This is a genomic window from Pseudomonas sp. B611 (assembly GCF_055407965.1).
This window is the reverse complement of record NZ_JBUZST010000002.1, coordinates 152,650-174,083: the sequence shown is the minus strand read 5'-3', so window position 1 is coordinate 174,083 and position 21,434 is coordinate 152,650. Positions and strand designations below refer to the sequence as shown.

Here is a 21,434-nt window from a genome sequence, read left to right as displayed (position 1 = left end):
ATTGTTCAGTCTCGACACACCACTAGAGAGAGGTCCCCGCCTGGCGTTACAGCGCCCGCGAAAATTTATTCTTCGAGCTTCGACAAAGGCTCCTGAAAACGCAGCAAACGCCCGGCATTACCCAGTACCAGCAAGGTGCTGAGGTTATGCAACACCGCCGCAATCATCGCCCCGGCGGCGCCCAGCCAGCCGAAGGCGGCGAATACCACGATAGCCAGCGTCCAACCCAGGCCGATGATCACATTGACCTGCAACGTCTGCCGACACTGGCGACTCAAGCGCACACAGGTGCCCAGGCGCCGCAGGTCGCTGCCGATCAGCACCACGTCCGCCGAGGCCAACGCGATATCCGCGCCGCCCGCGCCCACCGCCACGCCAACCACGCCGGCCTTGAGCGCCAGGGAATCGTTGATGCCGTCACCCACCACCATCGGGCGGAAACCGCTGCCGATCTCCCCCAGCACGCGGTTGAGCTTGTCTTCCGGCAGCGCCTGCGCCTCGACATCGCTGATGCCCACGTCCAGCGCCAGACTGTCGGCGACGCTTTGCCGGTCGCCGGTGAGCAGCAACTGACGGCCCAGGCCAAGGTCGCGCAGTTCTTGCAGCGCCTGGCGGGCTTCGGGTTTGACGCTGTCGGCCAGCAGCAGCCAGGCGAGGAACTGCCCGTCCAACGCCAGCCCGGCAATCGGGCCGTCATGGTTGGGGGCTGGCGTGGTGGCAATCCCCAGTTGCTCGAACAACTCCGGCCGCCCCAGCGCCGCTTCGCCCTGTGCGGTCTGCGCCACCACACCAAGGCCCTGGCGCTCACGGATATCCGTCAGCACCTGCAGCTGTTCCTGCGTGGCCAACCCCGCCAATGCGCGGCTGACCGGGTGGCTGCTGGCCGAACCGAGGCTGGCCGCCAGGTTGAGTAACACTTGCCGATCCGGTGCCGTGGTTTCGATGGATTGCAGGCGCAGGGTGCCAAAGGTCAGGGTGCCGGTCTTGTCCACGACCAGCGAGGTCAAGTCCGCCAGTTCTTCCAGAAACGCCGAGCTGCGGATCAGAATCCCATGGCGCGCCGCGACCGCAATCCCGGCAATCGCCGTGGCCGGCGCCGACAGCACCAACGCACACGGGCACGCCGCCACCAACACCGCCAGCATCGCCTGCGCATCGTTGGTGACAAACCAGGTGACCGCCGCCAGCAGCAACACCAACACCATATAACTGCCGGCGTAACGCTCCAGCAGCCGCGTGATTGGCGGCTTGGAGCGCTCGGCGTTCTGCATCAGCGCGATGACTTTGCCCAAGGTCGATTCATTGCCGGTGCGGGTCACCTCCAGGCGCAGCAAGCCGTCGAGGTTGATCGCCCCGCCAAACACCTGCACGCCCACACTCGCCTCCAGCGGCACCGACTCCCCGGTGATCGGCGCCGTGTCCAGGCTCGCTTGCCCGGACAGCACCACGCCATCGGCGGGCACACGGTCACCGGCGCGCACTTCGACGATATCGCCGGTGTGCAGCGTGCCGTTGTCCACCTCGACAATGCTGCCGTCGGCCTGCACCAGGCGCGCGTGACTGCGGGTGAGTTTGCCGAGGGCGTGGATCGCCTCCTGGGAGCCGATCACGCTGCGCTCTTCGAGCACGTGGCCAAAGATCATGATGATCGGCAGCAACGCGGCGGTCAGCAGGTCGCCGGTGGCCCAGGCGCCGAGCATGGCCAGGGCGATGAGTTGGTCGGTGATCCCATGCAGGCTGGGAAAGCGCAGGCTGTACCACGCCGAACGCATCACCGGCACGGCCACCAACAGCGACGCGACACCCAGCAACAGTTGGCTAACGCCAGTCTGATCCGGCGCCAACCAGCGCCACACCAGGCCCAACACCAACAAGCCGAGGGCCAACATGGCCAGGGTCAATTGCCGCGCAGCGCTGCGCTGTTCGGCGGAGGTCAGCATGGGTGCGCTCATTGTTCGGCTCCCTGAATGATCAAGCGGGAGTCGTCTTTCGGATCGACCGTGGTCACCGAGCCGGCCTGGCCAAGAATCTTCGGCAGCCGTTCGCGGTACAGGCGCAGCAGCAAGCCCGGGTCTTTCACCTGGGCCAGGCTGGCGACGGTGGCGGTTTGCGCCTGGGCATTGGCCAACCGCTCGCTGGCCTGGGCATGGGCGACTTGCACCACGCGGTCGGCCTGCTGGGTGGCGGCCTGGGTGAGTTTTTCGGCGTCGGTGCGCGCATTGGCCACGGCTTTTTCGGCCTGTTGGCTGGCGGTCAGCACGGCGTTGAAGGCATTCACCGCCGGGCTTGGCAGGCTTGATTGCACATCCACGCGGGTGACTTCGATACCCAAGCCCAAGCCCGTCGCGGCCAACTCGGCGAGGCGTTTGTTGATGCCTTGCACCAAGTCACCACGCAAGCGTTCGCGGCGCTCGGCGGCGCCGTTGTCGGTGCCGATCAGCTCGGGGCGCGCCACCAGGATCGTGTCCAAGTCGCGGGCCGCCGTGAGTGCCACGGCGCTGCGGGTCACCAGGCGATCCAAGGAGGGCAACACATGCGCGCCCTGCAGCACAAACGCGTAAGGCTCGGTGACCTTGTAGAACACCCGCACATCCAGCTGCACCACGCCCGCATCGCCGGTCAGCAGGTAACCGGAACCGGCCAGGGCATCGCTCAACGGCGTGGCAAAACTGGCCACGCGGTCGGCCTGGGTCGCCGCCTCGGAGCGCAGCAGGTTCTCCACCCGCCGTTCGATCACGCGGTCGGCAGCCGGCAACAACACCACCTGCTCGAACGGTTGCGGCCAGGCCAGCAGCAAGCCAGCGTTCTGGATACGGTCGAGGGCGCCGAAGTGCAGGACCACGGCGCGGTTCTGCGGGTCGATCTGGCGCACATTGGAAAACGCCCAGGCCAACGCGGCCAACACAGTCACCGCGTAAAGCGCCATGAAGGTCAGGCGCCCGGCCTGGATCCACGGGCTGTCCGGGCTGTCACGCTCGGTCATGGCTGGACGTCCTTGGGCCCATCCACCAACGCACGGAACGGCGCGGCGTCGGTACGCAGGATGATCTTGGTGCCCGGTGTGACCACCGTGCCCAAGGTATCCAGCGAGCGCAGCAGGTTATACAGCTGCGGGTTGCCGGCGTAGGCGCGGCCGTAGATCTGCGCGGCTTCAACCCGCGATTGCGCTTCGATATCGGCGGCTTTCACGGTGGCATCGGCCTGCACGATGCGCGCGTCGCGCTCGGCGGCAGAGCGGATCTGCGCCGCTTCACGCTTGCCCACGGCGGTGCGTTCGGTGGCGATGGTCTCGCGCTCGGCGCGCATGCGGTCGACGGTGGCGGTGAGCGTCACTGACGGCAGCGTCAACCTTTCGATACCGACCTGGGCCACGCGCACGCCATAAGTGGTGAGCAACTGTTGATCAATCTGCTGGCGCAGCTGCGCCTCGAAATCGGCGATGCGCACCTGGCTGGCATCGGTGTTGATCAAGCTCGACAGGTCAAAGCTGGCCGCCGTGGTTTCCAGCGCCGAGCCGACAAAGGTACGGATCTGCCGCGCCGCTTCATCCGGCTGGTTTTGCACCGCGCGCATAAAGCGCTGCACATTGTCGGCATCACCCTGCACCTGCCACGCCACGTACGCCTGCACGATGATGCGCAGGCCATCGCGGGTGCCCACGTCCTGCAAGCCGCTGGAAGTGGTGCGCAGGCGCAAGTCCACCGGGATCGCTGCTTCGAACGGCGCCGGCCAGCGCCAGCCCAGGCCCGGTTCCAACAGCACCCGCGCCGGGTTGCCGAAACGGGTAATCACCGTGGCTTCGCCGGAGCGCACTTGCACCAGGCTCGCCGCCGCGACCGCAAACAAAACCAGCAACGCCGCCCAGGCCATTCGCCGCCAAGGAAATGGGCCGGCCGCTTGCTCGTCACCGTGATGATGGTGGTGGTGATGGCCATGGTGATGACCGTGATCGTGAGAATGAGCGCTCAACAGACCGACTCCTTATTGAACGGCTTTGCGCGGCAGCGACGGATCGGCCGGCAAGGTAAAAGAACGCAGATCGATCGTCGGCGCACTGTCGGCGCCCAGGCGATGATCCAGAATCAGCAGCTTGGCGTGTGCCAGGCCCTGGCTGAGTTGACCGAGGTACTGCTCCAGCACAAAGGCTTTGCCAGCGCTGGCGTAGGCTTTTTGTTCGGCGGCAAAGCGCAGGTCGGCCGCTTGGGCGCCTGCACTCACTTCGCGCGCGGTGGCGGTGGCCTGGTCGCGGGCGGTGCTGGCTTGCAGCAACGCCAGGTTGGTTTGCTCGCTGGCCGCGCCGCGCTCGCGGGAGATCAAAGCCTGCGCACCGATCTGTGCGGCTTGCACGCCGTGGTAGGCATTGGCGGCGCCGGCCGGTGGGTGGATCGCTTCAACGACGGTGGCGAGGATTTCCACGCCGCTGTCGAGGCGGTGCAAGTCGGCTTGCACGGCGCGGCCGATCTCGTCGGCGAGGCTGGTGCGTTGCTCGCCGAGCAATTCGTCGAGGGTGCGCGAGGCAAAGTCGTGCACCAGGATGCGACTGGCGGTGCTGCGGATCAGGGTCGGCACATCGGCGCTGTTATAGGTGGCGGCGAGCGCGGCGTGGTCAGTGAGACCGATACGGTAGACGAAACGCACGTCCATGTTGACGATCTGGAAGCTCTGCTTGTCGCCGCTGCTGCTGGCAATGACCTGGGATTTGTCATTCACGTGGCTGGCGTCCCACAAGCGGTTGGCGATCAGCGGTGGCGGGCCTTCGGCGGCGGCCAGTTCCGGTGCGGCGGCTTCGCTGACGCTGGTGGCCAGTTCATGCACCACGCCGTTTTCCACGCTGATCACACGACCCAGCGGCCACGGCAAACCGGCATGCAGGCCGGGGCCGAACACTTCTACCGGCTTGCCGAAACGCTCATAAATCCCACGCCCTTGCAGGGGCACTTCGTGCACACCTGTCAGCGCCCAGCCTACCGCCAACACCACCAGCAACACCGGCAGAAACGCCCGACGCATGTAGGTAAACGCCCAGATCTGACGCAGGTCGATACCGAAGCGGTTGTGCAATTCGTGCTGCAAGGCGAGCAAAGGTTGTGGCGGCCAGCGCAACAGCCCGGCGATGAAGCTTTGCGCCATCAGGCGCGGTTCAAGGCGTGGCTGGCGTGGGCTGAAGAGTGAGAGCACAGCTCTTAATAGAAACTCCACAGCGACCAGCGCTGGCAGCAGGCCGATCAACACCGCCAGGCGCAGCGGCCAGAGCGACTCGGCGCCGGCAAATAGCAGACAAATCGCACTGATCAACAGGCAGATAATCGCCACTCGGCTCAATTGCACCAGTTGCGAAGCTTCCGGCCATTGCGCGGCGGTTTCCTGGGCAAGACGGCGTTCGAACACCAGCAAGCCGAACGCCAGCGCCAAGGCCAGCGCGGCGCCGATACTCGCGGATTGGCCGACGATTGCTGCGGGCAACGCCAGGTTCCAGAACTCGATAATGCTGATCAGCGCCAGCAGCGACCAACCGCCGAGCCACAACACCGGGGTGCCGATCTGCTTGCCGAAGCGCCCGGCCAGGCGCGCATAAAGGCCGGTGTCTTCTATGGGGGCTTCCTGCGGCGGCTCTTCCAGCGCCTGGGCGCGCCAATCGGCGACCCACCACGCCGATTGCAAACCGGCCACCAGCAGCAGCAAGGCCGAGGCGCAGTTGATCAACACCACCGGCCAGATCGACAGCGGCGCAAACAGCGCGACAAACAGCGCCAGCACCCAGCCGCACACGGCCACAGCAGTCAGGCTGATACCGGCCTGGCGCAATCGACGGGCATGGAACAGCCCTTGCTGAAAACGCGGCAGGCCCTCTACCGAAACGCCGTCAGCTTCTAGATCCACTTGCATCCCAACACGCCCATTCGCACACAATTAGTTACGATATAACACGGGGCGTGAAATTTTTGTCCGATAAACGCAGCTTTTGAATGCAACCCAAATCCCCTGTGGGAACTGGTTTTTGTGGGAGCTGGCTTGCCTGCGATGCTGACAACTCGATCGTCCAGCAAAACCGAGGTGATTCAATCGCAGGCAAGCCAGCTCCCACACAAGCCAGCTCCCACATTGATCACCCCCACCTCCGTGCCTCGTTGCACTCGAGAGCGTGACCAAGCCCCCATAAACACGAGCCATCACTGGTGTCGCCCAGGATTAAGCGGCACACTCCAAACCAGTTTTTCGCGGGTCCACGGACAAGGAAGCGTCACCTCCCATGATTTCGATCTATCAGCTCAAGCCGCGTTTTCAAAACCTGCTGCGCCCCCTCGTGCAGCGTCTCTATGACAACGGCACCACCGCCAACCAGATCACCGTGCTGGCCGGCGTGGTCTCCCTGCTGGTGGGCCTGTTGATCGCCAGCTTCGCCCACCACCTGTGGCTGTTCGCGCTGATCCCGCTGTGGATGATCCTGCGCATGGCCCTCAACGCCATCGACGGCATGCTTGCCCGGGAATTCGGCCAGCAGTCGCGCCTGGGCGCCTACCTCAATGAACTGTGCGACGTGATCGCCGACAGCGCGTTGATCCTGCCGTTTGCGCTGATCCCCGGCGTGAGCCTGGCGCCGGTGCTGCTGGTGGCGTTGCTGGCGGTGTTCAGTGAATACGCCGGGGTGCTCGGGCCGATGGTTGGCGCATCACGGCGCTACGATGGGCCAATGGGCAAGAGTGACCGCGCCTTTGTGCTCGGCGTGCTGGCCACCGGCGTCGCGCTGGGCTGGCTGGGCGCGGGTTGGGTGGAGGGGGTGATGTGGCTGGTGGCCGCCCTGCTCGCCTACACCCTGGTCAATCGGGTGCGCCAAGGTCTTGAAGAAACCACTTCCCCTTCTGCATAAGGATTTTGCGATGCGTGAACAACAAGCACACACCTTCAGCACCCATGATGGCGTCGAGCTGTTCTACCGCCACTGGCCGGCCACCGCGAACGACGGGCCGCGCAAGGCCATCGTGTTGTTCCATCGCGGCCATGAGCATTCGGGGCGTATCGCGCACCTGGTGGATGAGCTGGACCTGCCGCAGTTCGACTTCTTCGCCTGGGACGCCCGCGGCCACGGCCAATCCCCCGGCGAGCGCGGCGACAGCCCCAGCTTTGCCACCAGCGCCCGCGATGTGCAGACCTTTTGCGACCACATCGGCAGCACCTACGGCATCGAAGAAGAAAACTTCGCGGTCATCGCGCAAAGCGTCGGCGCGGTGATCGCGGCCACGTGGGTGCACGATTACGCGCCGAAGATCCGCGCCCTGGTGCTCGCCTCCCCGGCGTTCAAGGTCAAGCTCTACGTGCCCTTCGCCCGCCCGGGCCTGGCACTGATGCGCAAGTTTCGCGGCAACTTTTTCGTCAACAGCTACGTCAAGGCCAAGTTCCTCAGCCATGACCCGGAACGCGTGGCGTCCTACGACAGCGATCCGCTGATCACCAAGGCGATCTCGGTGAATGTGCTGCTCGGCCTGTACGAAGCCGCCGACCGGGTTGTAGCCGATGCCCAGGCGATCCAGGTGCCGACCCAGTTGCTGGTCTCCGGCTCTGACTTCGTGGTGCATCGCAAACCCCAGCAGCAATTTTTCGACCGCCTCGGCAGCCTGAAAAAAGAACTGCATATCCTCCCCGGCTTCTTCCACGACACCCTCGGCGAGCGTGACCGCGCCACCGCCGTGAGCAGCGCCAAGCGTTTTATCCTGCAAAACTTCGCCCACCCGCTGGATCGCGCTTCGCTGCTGGACGCCGACAAGATCGGCGCCACCTGCGCCGAGTCCGAAGCCCTCGCCGCGCCGCTGCCACGCAACTCCCTGCGCGACCTCTACTGGCGCCTGACCCGCGCCAGCATGGGCTTGGGCAAGAACCTGTCGGACGGCGTGAAGCTGGGTTTCGACACCGGCTTCGACTCCGGCAGCACCCTCGACTACGTGTACCGCAACAAGCCCACCGGCAAAGGCGGGCTGGGCCGGATGATCGACACCAATTACCTCAACTCCATTGGCTGGCGCGGCATTCGCCAGCGCAAGCTGAACGTCGAGGAATTGCTGCGCCTGGCCATGGCCAAGCTGCGTGGGGATGATCGCGACGTGCGCATCGTCGATATCGCCGCCGGCCACGGGCGCTACATCCTGGAAGCCTTGCAGGGTGTGTCGCCGCTGCCGGAATCGATCCTGCTGCGCGACTACAGCGACATCAACGTGCGTGACGGTGGCGCGCTGATCCGCGAAAAAGGCCTGGGGGATATCGCGCAATTCGTCAAAGGCGATGCATTTGACCGTGCCGATCTGGCGGCGCTGGCGCCCAAGCCGACGCTGGCGGTGGTGTCCGGGCTGTACGAGCTGTTTGCCGATAACACGATGGTCGGCGGCTCGCTGGCCGGCCTTGCCGAAGCGGTGGAGCCCGGTGGCTATCTGGTCTACACCGGCCAGCCATGGCACCCGCAGCTGGAACTGATCGCCCGCGCGCTGACCAGCCACCGCCAGGGCCAGGCCTGGGTGATGCGCCGGCGCAGCCAGGCGGAAATGGATCAACTGGTCGAGGCCGCGGGCTTTCGCAAGATCACCCAGCGTGTGGATGAGTGGGGCATCTTTACCGTGTCCCTGGCACAGAAGATCTGAGCATGCGCGAACCCGGTTTATTGAAACCTGCCGTCCTTTGGCTGCTGCTGTTGGCACCGCTGTTTTTCAGCACCTACGGCTTTGCCACCTGGGTCACCAGCCAGCGCAGCGACGTCGGCACGCTGGTGTTCGGCTGGGAAACCCATATGCCGTTTTGGGCGTGGACCATCGTGCCCTACTGGTCCATCGACTTGCTCTACGGGTTCTCCCTGCTGCTGCCCAACACCCGGCATGAGTTGAAGCAGCACGCGTTGCGGCTGCTCTCTGCGCAGCTTATTGCCGTGAGCTGCTTCCTGATCTGGCCGCTGCGCTTCACCTTCGAGCGGCCGGAGCTGGATGGTGTGTTCGGCTGGCTGTTTGCCGTGCTGGCCGGCTTCGACAAACCCTTCAACCAGGCACCGTCGCTGCATATCGCCCTGCTGGTGATTCTGTGGGTCATGTACCAGCGTCATACCCAGGGTGTGTGGCGTTGGCTGGTGCATGGCTGGTTCGCCTTGATCGGTATTTCGGTGCTGACCACTTATCAACATCACTTTATCGACTTACCCACAGGCGCCCTTGCAGGGTGGATTTGTGTGTGGTTATGGCCGGTGGAGCATCCCAGCCCGCTGCTGAATGCCTCACTCACGCGGGACCGAAAACGCTGGCGGCTGGGCGTGCGCTACGGCCTGGGGGCGTTGGTCTTGGCGGTCTTGGCGTTTGTCATGGGCGGCGCCTGGCTGTGGCTACTGTGGCCGGCGGTTTCCCTGGCCTTGATCAAGGCGAACTACTTTGTGCTGGGCGCTGCGGGTTTCCAGAAGCGCGCCGATGGCCAACTGACGCCTGCCGCACGCTGGCTGTATGCGCCGTATCTGGCGGCGGCGTGGATCAATTCACGCCTGTGGACACGCAAACACCCACAACCCGACCTGATTGTGGATAACGTCTGGCTCGGGCGTATTCCTAAGACACGTGAGCAAGAGCCCTTCAAGGCCATCGTCGATCTCTGCGCCGAATTGCCGATTGATCCACAGGGCCGCGCCTATCAATCCATCCCCGTGCTGGACCTGATCGCGCCGACGCCCGCCGAATGCCTGCACGCCGCACAAGCCATCGAGCGCCTGCGCGCCAGCGGCCCGCTGCTGGTGTGCTGCGCCCTCGGTTATTCGCGCAGCGCCACCGCCGTGGCCGCGTGGCTGCTGCACAGCGGGCGTGTCGCGACGGTTGAGGAGGCGCTGACTATTATTCGTACAGCGCGGGCCGATGTGGTCCTGCACCCCGCTCACCGTGAAGCTTTGGAGGGTTTGCCCCATGCCCGCTGATATGGAACTCCAGGTCGTCGCCAGCCTGCTGCGCCGTGGCCGTTCGCTGGATCAGTTATCCACAGGCCTGACCCTGCTCGGCGTCCTGTTCGGCCTGGCCCAACTGTTGATGGCCAGTATTACGCCGATCTGCCTGCTGCTCAGCCTGTGGATGATTATCCTCGGCCTGCTGCAAAAGTACTGGGCGCTGCGCGTGGCCTTCGATGCCGATCTGTTCGCCCTGCTCGCCCGCGACACCGAACGCACCGCCGACCTCGACCAGGCCCTGCAAACCCTTGGCCTGCAATCGCCCAAGCGCGCCGGCCGGCCGTGGACCGAACGCCGTCGCGGCGCCCTCAAACTGCTGCGCAAACAAGCCTGGCTGCTGGGGGCGCAAGCGCTGCTGACCCTCAGCGTGATCCTCGCCAGCCCTTGGCTGCCTTTCGCCGGATAAGGAATCCCCATGTTCGAACCCGTGGTCGCCACGCTGATTACCTCCATGGCCCGCACCGTCACCGGCGCCCGCAGCCTTTGGCTCGGCTGCGCGCCGGTGCCGGTGCAACGCATCTACTTCGCCAACCACAGCAGCCACGGCGACTTCGTGCTGCTGTGGGCCTCGTTGCCGCAAAACCTGCGCAAATTCACACGCCCGGTGGCCGGCAGCGATTACTGGAGCAAGAGCGCCCTGCGCCGCTACATCATCAACCGCGTGTTCAACGGCGTGCTGATCGACCGTGAGCGCAAAGACCCTGTGGATAACCCTTTGCAGCCCATGCTGGCCGCGCTGGAAGGCGGCGACTCGCTGATCCTGTTTCCCGAAGGCACGCGCAACCTGGAAGACGGCCTGCTGCCGTTCAAAAGCGGCCTTTACCACCTGGCAAAAAGTTACCCACAGGCCGAACTGGTGCCCGTGTGGATAGCCAACCTCAACCGGGTCATGCCCAAGGGCCGTGTCTTGCCGCTGCCTTTGTTATGCACCACCAGCTTCGGCGCGCCGTTGCACCTGGAAGAAGGCGAAGACAAGAGCGCCTTCCTCGCCCGTACCCGCGACGCCCTGCTCGCCCTCGCCCCGGAGCATTCCTGATATGCACAGCCAGACCATAATGCTGTTCGGCGGCATCGGCGCGATCCTGGTGCTCGCCTCGCTGATCGGCCTGATCCTCAAACTGCGCACCCGTGGCACGCCCAACGCGGTGATCGACAACCTCAACGCGCGCATCAACGCCTGGTGGGTGATGGTGGTGGTCATCGGCATCGCCTTCTGGCTCGGCACGGGCGCGGTGATCCTGCTGTTCTACGCGGTGTCGTTCTACGCCCTGCGCGAATTCCTTACCCTTACCCCCACCCGTCGCAGCGACTACCCGGCGCTGGTGGCGGCGTTCTACCTGGCGCTGCCGTTGCAGTACCTGCTGATCTTCGCCGACTGGTACGGGCTGTTCTCGATCTTTATCCCGGTGTACGTGTTCCTGCTGCTGCCGATCCTCGCGTCCCTGGGCGGCGACAGTACGCACTTCCTGGAGCGTGCCTCGAAGGTGCAATGGGGCCTGATGATCGCAGTGTTCTGCGTGTCCTTCGTACCGGCCTTGCTGACCCTCGACATCCCCGGCTACGAAGGCCGCAACCTGCTGCTGATTGCCTACCTGGTGATCGTGGTGCAACTGTCGGACGTACTCCAGTACGTCTGTGGGAAGTTGTTCGGCAAGCACAAGATCGCGCCCAACCTGTCGCCGTCCAAAACAGTGGAAGGTTTTATCGGCGGGATTCTGCTGTCATCCCTGATCGGCGCGGCACTCTGGTGGACCACACCGTTCAACCCGTGGCAGTCGTTCTTGATCGCGCTGTTGATCAACCTGCTGGGGTTTGCTGGCGGCATCGTGATGTCGGCGATCAAGCGCGACCGGGGTGTGAAGGATTGGGGGCATATGATCGAAGGGCATGGCGGGATGCTGGATCGCCTGGACTCGGTGTGTTTTGCGGCGCCGATTTTCTTTCATCTGGTGCGGTACTGGTGGACCTGAGTCCCGTTTCGAATTAACAAACTGAATCAATCTGAAAGCCTATAAGCAAACAAAACTAGATATCTTGTTTGCCTATAGGCTTATTTTTTAAATTATTTGTATACCTATAGGCTTACATTTATTGCAATACTGAAAGCCTATAGGCTTTCAAAAGGTAATCCGCCGTGGGCACTTCTCACCTACATAAGCTGCGCCTCTCTCAAGTGGAACGCGCCATTGAACCTTTCACCACCGTCAAAGGCGCTTCAGTTCCGCCCGGCGGCTGGCTGCGATCGATCCGGGAGTCGCTTGGCCGCTCGTTGCGCGCACAGGCCGAAATCGCCGGCATATCGTCAGTGACCTTGACCAAGTCCGAGCGCTCCGAAGCCGAGGATCGGATTTCACTCGCGCAACTCAGAAAACTCGCCGCAGCGCTGGACTGTGAACTCGTCTATGGCCTTGTGCCCAAGAAGCCCCTGCACGAAATGATCGAAGACCGCGCAGAATTATTGGCAAAACAAGAAGTTCTGGGCGTGGCGCACTCCATGAGTCTTGAGGATCAACGCCCATCGGACGCTTTCATCCAGCGCCAAATTGATGAACGCCGCAAAGAACTGCTCGATGGCTCATGGACGCGCTTATGGCGATAGAACTGGTACTCAAGCCAGGCCAGACGTCCCTGGACCCGGATGAAATGGCCGGCACGCCCGCCTGATGACCGACTGCCTGCTAAGGCAATCTGGCCTCGCGCAGTTTTCCTGGGGGCGCGGTAACCTGGTGGCCGTGAGTGAAATACGCCAGCGCTATATCCAAGCGCTCCGCGCCGCAGATGCCAATGACTACGGCCCCTTATTGGCTTTTGTGCGCAGTTGATTTCCCCAACGCCAGCACGCGACAACGCCTTGACGCATAAGTTCTACACCGTCAAAAAATAATATTTGCGTATTAAATTCACATCCGTTTATTGTGGATATACACGCCGTTTACTGCATGTAGGAAGAGCAGGTTGTCGGCGCCTATTATTTTTCAAGGATGAAAACTATGGACCCGTTTCTTGGCGAAATCCGCCTGTTCCCCTGGGGCTGGGCGCCTACTGGTTGGCTGCCCTGCGAAGGCCAGGTGCTGCCCTTAAACACTTATGTTGCCTTGGCCTCGCTGCTGGGCAATCGCTACGGCGGCAATGGCAGCACCACCTTCGGCATACCAGACCTGCGCGGCCGCGCGGCGCTGGGCCAGAATTTCGTCCCCTCTGTCGCGCCAGCCCCAATCATCGGCGTCCGCGCCCTGGGTTCTGCAGGCGGCACTGAGACAGTAACGCTCGGCATCAACGCCCTCGCCCCCCATACCCACGGCACGCATGTGTCCGCCAGCCCTGCGAATCTCGCCACGCCTGCGGGCGGCATCCCAGCCGTCACTGCGAACTCCAAGGGCGAGCTATCCAAGCCGGTTTACGTGACAGCCTCGACGACTGCTCAGGTGACGTTGAACAGTGCGACGGTGGTGCCTACACCCGGCACGCCGGTGGCAAATATGCAGCCCTCGATTGTCGGCTGTTTCTGCATCGCCACGATTGGCATCTACCCACCACGCCAGTAGCCGCACCCTCTACAGACTCGCACGTAAGGAAACTGATATGTCTGAAGCTTACCTCGGAGAAATCCGTATGTTTGCCGGCAACTACGCGCCAGAAAACTGGGCGATTTGCGATGGCACGCTGCTGCCCGTCAATGCCTACCAGAGCTTGTTCTCGATACTCGGCACCCTCTACGGCGGCAACGGAGTGAGCAACTTTGGCCTGCCCGACTATCGCGGTCGCCTGCCCATCGGCCAAGGCACCGGGCCCGGCCTGACGCCGCGGGTGATAGCCACGACCACAGGGGCCGAAGCGGTCTCCCTGATGGCGGCAAACACCCCTGCCCACAGCCACGGCTTTGTGGTCAACAACATCGTTGCTACATCGGCGACGCCCGTGCCTGCCGCACCGGCGGCGCCCAACAGCCAGACGTTCGGCCAATTCGAGCCCGTCACCATCGTCAAGGGTCTGTACAGCGCGGGTACCGGCACATCGGCCCCGGTCGGGCTGCATCCGAACTTTCTCGACCCCACGCCTGGCACTCCCGTGGGCGCACCGCACAGCAACCTGATGGGTTCCTTGACCATCAATTACATCATCTGCCTGACGGGTATCTACCCGATGCGGCCGTAACCTTTTCTGCTCAGGAGCGCCCCATCATGGATGCTTTCACCGGCGAAATCCGCCTGTTCCCGTTCAACTACGCGCCTCAGGATTGGGCCTATTGCGATGGCTCGTCCTTGTCGATTCAGCAGTACCCGGCGCTGTTCTCGATACTCGCCTACACCTACGGCGGTACGTCCGGGCAAACGTTCAAACTGCCCAACCTCAATGGGCGCGCGGCCATGGGCGCCGGCCCCCAGCGAACCATTGGCATCCCCGTGGGGGCTGATCAAGTCACGCTGACGCCGGCCAACTTTGCCGCCCACACCCACGCGGTGCAGGTGAAGGATGGCACTGAAGCCTCGGCGGCCCTGGATGTGCCCGATAGCAGCGCTTATCTGGCCCAACCGCGCAACGTGCGCATCTACAACAACACCGCACCGCTTGCCGGCGGCCCGACCCTGCCCACCGGCACACTAACGCCCGCCGGGCAGCTTCCCCCCGGCACCAATCCACAGCGCAGTACCCTGCAACCGTTCCTGACCTTGAGCTACTGCATCTGCCTCAATGGCGAGTACCCCGTGAAGCCATCATGATGCAGACCGCCAACCTCCTGGGCAGTTGCACGGAGCTGCGCACGCAGACAAGCGACGACCTGGTCTTCCTGCAGGACCTGTTCGTCGCCCGGCGCTGGGCCGAAGTCAGCCAGGTTCCGGGCTGGGACGACACCCAGCGTCGCGCATTCCTGCACGCCCAGGCGCAGTTGCAGCGTCAGCACTATGCAAAGCACTACGCGGCGGCGGACTTCCTGATCATCGAGCAGGCCGGCACCCCGATCGGGCGGCTGTGTATACACCGTGACGCCGAGGCGGTGCGTGTGGTGGATATCGCCCTGCTCCCGGGTTGGCGCGGCCAGGGCATCGGTACGCAGTGGCTGCAGACCGTGCTGGCCCAGGCCGATGCGGCGGGTCAGCCCTGCGACCTGAGCGTCGAGCAAGGCAACCCGGCCCGCCGCCTGTACCACCGGCTCGGCTTTCAAGCCTGTGGTGAAAGCGGCATTCACACCCAGATGCGCCGGCCCGCGCGCCCATCCCCGGAGTAGCCAGGCAGCACCGACACTGACGCTTGATTGTTTACTGACTGTGATGGCAAACGATTTCTCACAGCACGCCGCATACCTGCGCGCCCCTGCCTGTGTCCATCGGCCATTTTTCGACACTTGAGCTGGACACGCACCCCAGACGGGGCGTACGGCAGGAAGCCTCAGAATGATAAAAATGCTCACCCACCGTGGTGCCCGGCTGGCACACAGACTGGCCGCAGCCTTCCTGTTGCTGATGACCCTGGCCGCGCAGGCGTTGGCCGCACCGACGATCGTGAGCCCGGCGCCTGGCAGCACCCTGCCCACCGTTGCGGTGGGCCAGAACATGAGCATCACTATTACCTCGACCGGGGGCGCGCTTCCGCTGAACGACTGGGTCGAGTGCGACGCCAGTGACCCGGATTATGCGGGTGAAACCGGCTGCCTGCCGCCCGGCCTGGTGCTCGATAAATCGACCGGCAGCGCCAGCACGCTGTTGCATGGCGCGCCTACCACTGCGGGGAACTACACCTTCGCCGTGTCCATCAATGACAACACCAACCAAGCGGGTGCTGCGTTCTACACCTTGGTGGTCACCGGTGCTGGAGTCCCCACCCTGACGTCGGTTACGCCAAACACCGGCAGCACCAGCGGCGGCACCTCGGTCACCTTGACCGGCACCAACCTGACCGGCGTCACCGGCGTCAGCTTTGGCGGCACGTCGGCCTCGGGTTTTACCTTCAACAGCGGCACCTCTATTACGGCCACCACGCCGGCCCACGCTGCGGGCGCGGTGAATGTGGTAGTGACCACATCCGGCGGTACGGCGACCCTCACCAATGGCTACACCTACGCCACACCCACCGTCATCGTCGGCCCGACCACGCTGCCCAACGGCTCGCAGAACACCGCGTATAGCACCCAGACGATCACTGCCAGCGGCGGTGCCGCGCCTTATACCTTTGCCATCACCGGCGGCGCCCTGCCCACAGGCTTGAGCCTGAGCAATGGCGGCACCTTCAGTGGCACCCCGACCGTGGCTGGCACGTACAACTTCACCGTGACCGCCACCGACGCCAACAGCGTATCCGGATCACGCGCCTACAGCGTGACCGTGATCCCGGGCGCGCCCATCGCCGGGGCGGTCAGTGCCACGGTTGCTGCCAATAGCAGCGCCAACCCGATCACCCTCAACCTCAGCGGCGGCGCGGCCACCAGCGTCGCCGTCGCCAGCGCGGCTGGCCATGGCACCGCCACGGCCAGCGGTACCAGCATCACCTACACCCCGACGGCGGGGTATTCCGGCACGGACAGCTTCACCTACACCGCCACCAACGGCAGCGGCACGTCCAGCCCGGCCACCGTGACCCTCACGATCAGCCGACCGATCCTTGGCATCAGCCCGGCGAGCTTAAGCAATGGCACGGCAAACACCGTCTACGCGACAACCCTCAGTGCGAGCAGCGGCACCGCGCCCTATGCCTATAGCATTACCAACGGCAGCCTCCCCTCCGGCATAAGCCTGAACCCAGCGACCGGCGCCCTCAGCGGCATCCCGAGCGCAGGCGGCCTGTATACCTTCACCGTAACCGCCACCGACGCCAACAGTGCAACGGGTTCCCGCGCCTATGCCTGGACAGTCCAGGTAGCGCCGCCTAACGCCGGGGCGGTCAGTACCACGGTTGCCGCCAACAGCAGCGCCAACCCGATCACTCTCAACCTCAGCGGCGGCGCGACCACCAGCGTTGCCGTCGCCAGCGCGGCTGGCCATGGCACCGCCACGGCCAGCGGTACCAGCATCACCTACACCCCGACGGCAGGGTATTTCGGCACGGACAGCTTTACCTACACCGCCACCAACGCCAGCGGCACGTCCATCCCGGCCACTGTGAGCGTTACCGTGGCGTCGCCAACCATCAGCATCAGCCCGCTCTCTTTGCCCAACGGTACGATAGGCACCGCTTATAGCCAGGCCATCAGCGCCAGCGGCAGTCTCGCGCCCTATACCTACGCCATCTCCAGCGGCAGCCTGCCCGCTGGCTTGAGCCTGAGTCCTGCCGGCGCTCTCAGCGGCACCCCCACTGTCAGCGGCAATTTCAACTTCACAGTGACGGCTACCGACTCTGGCACCCCCGTCTCGACAGCGGCGCGGGCCTATAGCTTCACGATCAACGCGCTGCCTCCCGTCGCCGGGGCGGTCAGTGCCACGGTTGCCGCCAACAGCAGCGCCAACCCGATCACTCTCAACCTCAGCGGCGGCGCGACCACCAGCGTCGCGGTCACCAGCGCGCCGAGCCATGGCACCGCCACGGCCAGCGGTACCAGCATCGCTTACACCCCGACGGCGGGGTATTCCGGTGCAGACAGCTTTACCTACACCGCCACCAACAGCAGCGGCACATCCAGCCCGGCCACGGTGGCCGTCACGATCAGTGCACCGACCATCGGCATCAGCCCGACGGTGTTGCCTGCTGCCACGCCAAGCGTCGCCTTCAATACCACCGTCAGTGCCAGCGGCGGCACCGCGCCCTACAGCTATGCCATCAGCAGCGGTAGCCTCCCATCGGGCATTAGCTTGAACACAGCGACCGGCACCCTCAGCGGCACGCCCCTCGTCGTCGGCCCTTACAACTTCACCGTGACCGTCACCGACGCCAACGGCGCCAGCGGTTCGCGCAGCTACTCCGGGGTAATCCAGGCGCCACTGCCCATCGCGGGAACACTCAGTGCCACCGTCGCTGCCAACAGCAGCGCCAACCCGATCACCCTAAACCTCAGCGGCGGCGCAGCCACCAGCGTCGCCGTCGCCAGCGCGCCAAGCCATGGCACCGCCACGGCCAGCGGCACCAGCATCACTTACACCCCGACGGCGGGATATTCCGGTGCGGACAGCTTTACCTACACCGCTACCAACAGCAGCGGCACGTCCAGCCCGGCGGCCGTGACCATCACGATCAGTGCACCAACCCTAGGTATCACGCCGACGGGGCTGGGGACTGCCACGGCTAACGTCGCCTTCACCACCACCCTCAGTGCCAGCGGCGGCACCGCGCCCTACAGCTACAGCATCAGTAGCGGCGCAACGCCAGCGGGCGTCACTCTGAACTCATCCACCGGCACCCTGAGCGGCACCCCCACTGCTGCCGGCCCGTACACCTTCACCGTGACCGTCACCGACGCCAACGGCGCCACCGGTTCACGCGCCTACTCCGGGGCCGTCAACGTCGCCGCGCCCATCGCCGGGGCGCTCAGCGCCAGCGTCGCCGCTAACAGCAGCGCCAACCCGATCACCCTCAACCTTAGCGGCGGTGCGGCCACCAGCGTTGCCGTCGCCAGTGCGCCGAGCCATGGCACCGCCACGGCCAGCGGTACCGGCATCACCTATACCCCGACGGCGGGGTATTCCGGAGCGGACAGCTTCACCTACACCGCCACCAACAGCAGCGGCACGTCCAGCCCAGCGGCCGTAGCCGTCACGATCAGTGCACCGACCATCGGTATCAGCCCGACGGTCTTGAGCGCTACCACGGCAAGCGTCGCCTTCAGCACCACCTTGAGTGCGAGCAACGGCACCGCGCCCTATATCTACAGCATCACCGGCGGCAGCGTGCCAACGGGCATGGCCCTGAACACTGCGACCGGCACCCTCAGCGGCACCCCCACGGCTGCCGGCCCGTACAACTTCACCGTGACCGTCACCGACGCCAACGGCGCCACCGGTTCACGCGCCTACTCCGGGGCCGTCAACATCGCCGCGCCCATCGCCGGGGCGCTCAGCGCCAGCGTCGCCGCCAACAGCAGCGCCAACGCGATCACCCTTAACCTCAGCGGCGGCGCAGCCACCAGCGTCGCCGTCGCCAGCGCGCCGAGCCATGGCACCGCCACGGCCAGCGGCACCAGCATCACCTACACCCCGACGGCGGGGTATTCCGGTGCGGACAGCTTCACCTACACCGCCACCAACAGCAGCGGCACGTCCAGCCCGGCCCCCGTGGCCATCACGATCAGCGCACCAACCCTCGGCATCATGCCGACGGGGTTGGGGGCTGCCACGGCAAACGTCACCTTCACCACCACCCTCAGTGCCAGCGGCGGCACCGCGCCCTACAGCTACAGCATCAGTAGCGGCGCAACGCCAGCGGGCGTCACTCTGAACTCATCCACCGGCACCCTGAGCGGCACTCCTACTGCGGCCGGCCCATACAACTTCACCGTGACCGTCACCGACGCCAACGGCGCCACCGGTTCACGCGCCTACTCCGGGGCCGTCAACGTCGCCGCGCCCATCGCCGGGGCGAACAGTGCCACCGTCGCCGCCAACAGCGGTGCCAATGCGATCACCCTCAACCTCAGCGGCGGTGCGGCCACCAGCGTTGCCGTCGCCAGCGCGCCGAGCCATGGCACCGCTACGGCCAGCGGTACCGGCATCACCTATACCCCGACGGCGGGGTATTCCGGTGCAGACAGCTTCACCTACACCGCCACCAACAGCAGCGGCACGTCCAGCCCGGCCACCGTCACCCTGGCCGTCACCGCGCCGACCTTGCTGGTAACCCCGGCGTCGCTGGGCGCCGGCATGGCGGGTACTCCCTATAGCACCACCCTCAGCGCTGCGGGCGGCACCGCGCCTTACACCTACAGCGTCAGCAGCGGCAGTCTGCCGCCCGGCATGAACCTGAACGCCAGCAGCGGTGTGCTCAGCGGTACGCCCACCAATACCCAGGCGGCGAACGTGACCATCACGGTGACCGACACCAATGGCGCCACCGGTTTCCAGGCCTACACATTCAACATCGCTGCCATGCCGATCAACGTAGCGCCCTCCAGCCAAATCCTCGCAGCCGGGCAATCGGCAACTGTCGACCTGACGCAAGGCGCCAGCGGCGGCCCGTTCACCCAGGCGACCGTGGGCACCGTCACCCCGGCGTCGGCCGGCCGCGCGACACGAGTCGGCGCGTTCTCCATGCGTTTCGTACCGTCGGCGGCCTTTGCCGGCACCGCGATTGTCAGCTTCAGCCTGGAGAACGGCAGTGGCTCCATCGCAACCAGTTCGGTGAGCTTTATCATCGCGGCCCGCCCCGACCCGACCAAGGATGCGGACGTAATCGGCCTGCTCAACGCCCAGACCCGCGCCGCCGAACGCTTTGCCAGCACGCAGATGGACAACTTCAACCGTCGCCTGGAGCAGTTGCACCAAGTGTCCTGCAACCGCAATTCCTTCAATGCCAGCGTGAAGAAAGACGGCAAGGACGTGCCCTTGCAGGAAGTCGCCAGCGCCGTGACCCAGCACCTGGGCGGCTCGGCCAACAGCACCGACGAGGAAAAAAGAAAGACCGCCGCCGAGGTCGAAGAAGGCTGTAAACAAGACGACATTGCCTACTGGAGCGACGGTTTTATCAACAACGGTTCCACCCACGCCCGTGGCGCGCGCGACAACAGCTTCACCACCATGGGCCTGAGTGCCGGGGTGGATTACCGCCTGTCGCCGACCGCCATCGCCGGTATCGGCTTCGGTTACGGCAACGACCGCAGCGATATCGGCAACAACAAGACCCGCAGCGACGGCGACGCCCTCGGCATCGCCACGTACCTGAGCCTGAACCTGGCACCCAAAGTGTTCGTCGATGGCTTGCTCGGTTACAACCGCATCAGCTTCGATTCGCGGCGCTACATCACCGGCAGCAACGACGACTACGCACGTGGCTCGCGGGATGCCGACCAGTTGTTCGCCTCGCTGACCGCCAGCTACGAGTACCGCCAAGGCCCGCTGTCGCTCACGCCTTACGGTCGTTTGAACGCCAGTACTACACGCCTGGACGCCTTCCGCGAACGGGGCGGCGGCATCTATGGGTTGTCCTACGAGGAGCAGCGCCAACAGAACGTCACCTCATTCCTCGGCCTGCGTACGGGTTATGACGTGGCGACCCGCCTCGGCGTGATGACACCCAAGATCGGCCTGGCCTGGGGCCACAACTTCAGCGGCAGCAGCGATTACAAGATGCGCTACACCGACCAGGGCGAGGACGGCCTGCTCTACCGGCTCAAGCCCGACCCGCTGGACAGCGACTTTGCCAACCTCGACCTGGGCCTGGACTTCAACCTCGGGCGCGCCTGGCAGATGGGTTTCTCGTACAAAACAGCCTTGGGCAGCGACGAGCGCAACGATTCGTTCCGTATTGGCGTAAACGGCAAGTTTTAAGGCGATCGACGGCGCCTGCCCTGGCGCCGTCCTTTTCCCGACCTGCGCCCTGATGTGCGGCGTATCGGCGTCAT

The 21,434-nt window shown here is 64.6% G+C and carries 16 protein-coding genes; 12 read left to right on the top strand and 4 right to left on the bottom strand.

Going from position 1 to position 21,434, the window contains the following annotated elements:
* Nucleotides 1–65: 65 nt before the first annotated feature.
* The 4 genes from ACZRMO_RS05825 to hflK (ACZRMO_RS05810) are packed head-to-tail and all read right to left on the bottom strand — an operon-like array spanning nt 66 to nt 5,886.
* Entirely contained in the window at nt 66–1,952 is a 1,887-nt protein-coding gene (locus ACZRMO_RS05825) for a heavy metal translocating P-type ATPase (protein ID WP_463972218.1), read from the bottom strand.
* The gene (gene hflK / locus ACZRMO_RS05820; RefSeq protein ID WP_463972217.1) at nt 1,949–2,983 is read right to left on the bottom strand and encodes a protease modulator HflK; all 1,035 of its coding nucleotides are present in this window, start codon (nt 2,981–2,983) and stop codon (nt 1,949–1,951) included. Before hflK (ACZRMO_RS05820) ends, ACZRMO_RS05825 begins: the two co-directional genes overlap by 4 nt.
* Complete coding sequence (gene hflC, locus ACZRMO_RS05815; RefSeq protein WP_463972216.1) at nt 2,980–3,969, bottom strand: protease modulator HflC; 990 nt, start codon at nt 3,967–3,969, stop codon at nt 2,980–2,982. Before hflC ends, hflK (ACZRMO_RS05820) begins: the two co-directional genes overlap by 4 nt.
* Nucleotides 3,970–3,981: 12 nt before the next feature.
* Nucleotides 3,982–5,886 (bottom strand): protease modulator HflK, encoded by a 1,905-nt coding sequence (hflK, locus tag ACZRMO_RS05810; protein ID WP_463972215.1) that lies wholly within the window; start codon nt 5,884–5,886, stop codon nt 3,982–3,984.
* A 364-nt stretch (nt 5,887–6,250) separates the two neighbouring features.
* Between hflK (ACZRMO_RS05810) and ACZRMO_RS05805 the strand changes: the two genes are divergently transcribed.
* The 12 genes from ACZRMO_RS05805 to ACZRMO_RS05750 all read left to right on the top strand — a co-directional run bounded on the left by ACZRMO_RS05805 (nt 6,251) and on the right by ACZRMO_RS05750 (nt 21,360).
* Nucleotides 6,251–6,868 carry a CDP-alcohol phosphatidyltransferase family protein gene (locus tag ACZRMO_RS05805; protein ID WP_463972214.1) on the top strand — a complete coding sequence of 206 codons (618 nt, stop codon included), beginning with the start codon at nt 6,251–6,253 and terminating at the stop codon, nt 6,866–6,868.
* Between the two features lie 10 nt (nt 6,869–6,878).
* A complete protein-coding gene (locus ACZRMO_RS05800; RefSeq protein WP_463972213.1) occupies nt 6,879–8,627 on the top strand; it encodes a bifunctional alpha/beta hydrolase/class I SAM-dependent methyltransferase in 1,749 nt (582 codons plus the stop codon).
* Nucleotides 8,628–8,629: 2 nt separating this feature from the next.
* The gene (locus ACZRMO_RS05795; protein WP_463972212.1) at nt 8,630–9,928 is read left to right on the top strand and encodes a phosphatase PAP2/dual specificity phosphatase family protein; all 1,299 of its coding nucleotides are present in this window, start codon (nt 8,630–8,632) and stop codon (nt 9,926–9,928) included.
* The gene (locus tag ACZRMO_RS05790; RefSeq protein WP_017737612.1) at nt 9,918–10,361 is read left to right on the top strand and encodes a hypothetical protein; all 444 of its coding nucleotides are present in this window, start codon (nt 9,918–9,920) and stop codon (nt 10,359–10,361) included. Before ACZRMO_RS05795 ends, ACZRMO_RS05790 begins: the two co-directional genes overlap by 11 nt.
* A gap of 9 nt (nt 10,362–10,370) precedes the next feature.
* Nucleotides 10,371–10,991 (top strand): lysophospholipid acyltransferase family protein, encoded by a 621-nt coding sequence (locus ACZRMO_RS05785; RefSeq protein WP_017737613.1) that lies wholly within the window; start codon nt 10,371–10,373, stop codon nt 10,989–10,991.
* A 1-nt stretch (nt 10,992) separates the two neighbouring features.
* Complete coding sequence (locus tag ACZRMO_RS05780) at nt 10,993–11,925, top strand: phosphatidate cytidylyltransferase (RefSeq protein ID WP_463972211.1); 933 nt, start codon at nt 10,993–10,995, stop codon at nt 11,923–11,925.
* A 164-nt stretch (nt 11,926–12,089) separates the two neighbouring features.
* Nucleotides 12,090–12,554: a helix-turn-helix domain-containing protein gene (locus tag ACZRMO_RS05775; protein ID WP_463972210.1), complete on the top strand. Its 465-nt coding sequence runs from the start codon at nt 12,090–12,092 to the stop codon at nt 12,552–12,554.
* Between the two features lie 391 nt (nt 12,555–12,945).
* Nucleotides 12,946–13,500, top strand: coding sequence for a phage tail protein (locus tag ACZRMO_RS05770; RefSeq protein WP_463972209.1), 555 nt, complete (start codon nt 12,946–12,948; stop codon nt 13,498–13,500).
* 37 nt (nt 13,501–13,537) lie between these two features.
* Complete coding sequence (locus ACZRMO_RS05765; protein ID WP_463972208.1) at nt 13,538–14,110, top strand: phage tail protein; 573 nt, start codon at nt 13,538–13,540, stop codon at nt 14,108–14,110.
* Between the two features lie 26 nt (nt 14,111–14,136).
* The gene (locus ACZRMO_RS05760) at nt 14,137–14,676 is read left to right on the top strand and encodes a phage tail protein (protein ID WP_463972207.1); all 540 of its coding nucleotides are present in this window, start codon (nt 14,137–14,139) and stop codon (nt 14,674–14,676) included.
* Complete coding sequence (locus tag ACZRMO_RS05755) at nt 14,673–15,182, top strand: GNAT family N-acetyltransferase (RefSeq protein ID WP_463972206.1); 510 nt, start codon at nt 14,673–14,675, stop codon at nt 15,180–15,182. The genes ACZRMO_RS05760 and ACZRMO_RS05755 overlap by 4 nt, the downstream gene beginning before the upstream one ends.
* Before the next feature lie 166 nt (nt 15,183–15,348).
* Nucleotides 15,349–21,360, top strand: coding sequence for a putative Ig domain-containing protein (locus ACZRMO_RS05750; protein WP_463972205.1), 6,012 nt, complete (start codon nt 15,349–15,351; stop codon nt 21,358–21,360).
* The last annotated feature ends 74 nt before the right edge of the window (nt 21,361–21,434 follow it).

What these genes read in the sequence shown, in the direction of transcription:
- ACZRMO_RS05825 (WP_463972218.1), bottom strand. Translation starts at nt 1,952, where the DNA reads ATGAGCGCACCCATGCTGACCTCCGCCGAACAGCGCAGCGCTGCGCGG.
- hflK (WP_463972217.1), bottom strand. Translation starts at nt 2,983, where the DNA reads ATGACCGAGCGTGACAGCCCGGACAGCCCGTGGATCCAGGCCGGGCGC.
- hflK (WP_463972215.1), bottom strand. Translation starts at nt 5,886, where the DNA reads ATGCAAGTGGATCTAGAAGCTGACGGCGTTTCGGTAGAGGGCCTGCCG.
- ACZRMO_RS05805 (WP_463972214.1), top strand. Translation starts at nt 6,251, where the DNA reads ATGATTTCGATCTATCAGCTCAAGCCGCGTTTTCAAAACCTGCTGCGC.
- ACZRMO_RS05800 (WP_463972213.1), top strand. Translation starts at nt 6,879, where the DNA reads ATGCGTGAACAACAAGCACACACCTTCAGCACCCATGATGGCGTCGAG.
- ACZRMO_RS05795 (WP_463972212.1), top strand. Translation starts at nt 8,630, where the DNA reads ATGCGCGAACCCGGTTTATTGAAACCTGCCGTCCTTTGGCTGCTGCTG.
- ACZRMO_RS05790 (WP_017737612.1), top strand. Translation starts at nt 9,918, where the DNA reads ATGCCCGCTGATATGGAACTCCAGGTCGTCGCCAGCCTGCTGCGCCGT.
- ACZRMO_RS05785 (WP_017737613.1), top strand. Translation starts at nt 10,371, where the DNA reads ATGTTCGAACCCGTGGTCGCCACGCTGATTACCTCCATGGCCCGCACC.
- ACZRMO_RS05780 (WP_463972211.1), top strand. Translation starts at nt 10,993, where the DNA reads ATGCACAGCCAGACCATAATGCTGTTCGGCGGCATCGGCGCGATCCTG.
- ACZRMO_RS05770 (WP_463972209.1), top strand. Translation starts at nt 12,946, where the DNA reads ATGGACCCGTTTCTTGGCGAAATCCGCCTGTTCCCCTGGGGCTGGGCG.
- ACZRMO_RS05765 (WP_463972208.1), top strand. Translation starts at nt 13,538, where the DNA reads ATGTCTGAAGCTTACCTCGGAGAAATCCGTATGTTTGCCGGCAACTAC.
- ACZRMO_RS05760 (WP_463972207.1), top strand. Translation starts at nt 14,137, where the DNA reads ATGGATGCTTTCACCGGCGAAATCCGCCTGTTCCCGTTCAACTACGCG.
- ACZRMO_RS05755 (WP_463972206.1), top strand. Translation starts at nt 14,673, where the DNA reads ATGATGCAGACCGCCAACCTCCTGGGCAGTTGCACGGAGCTGCGCACG.
- ACZRMO_RS05750 (WP_463972205.1), top strand. Translation starts at nt 15,349, where the DNA reads ATGATAAAAATGCTCACCCACCGTGGTGCCCGGCTGGCACACAGACTG.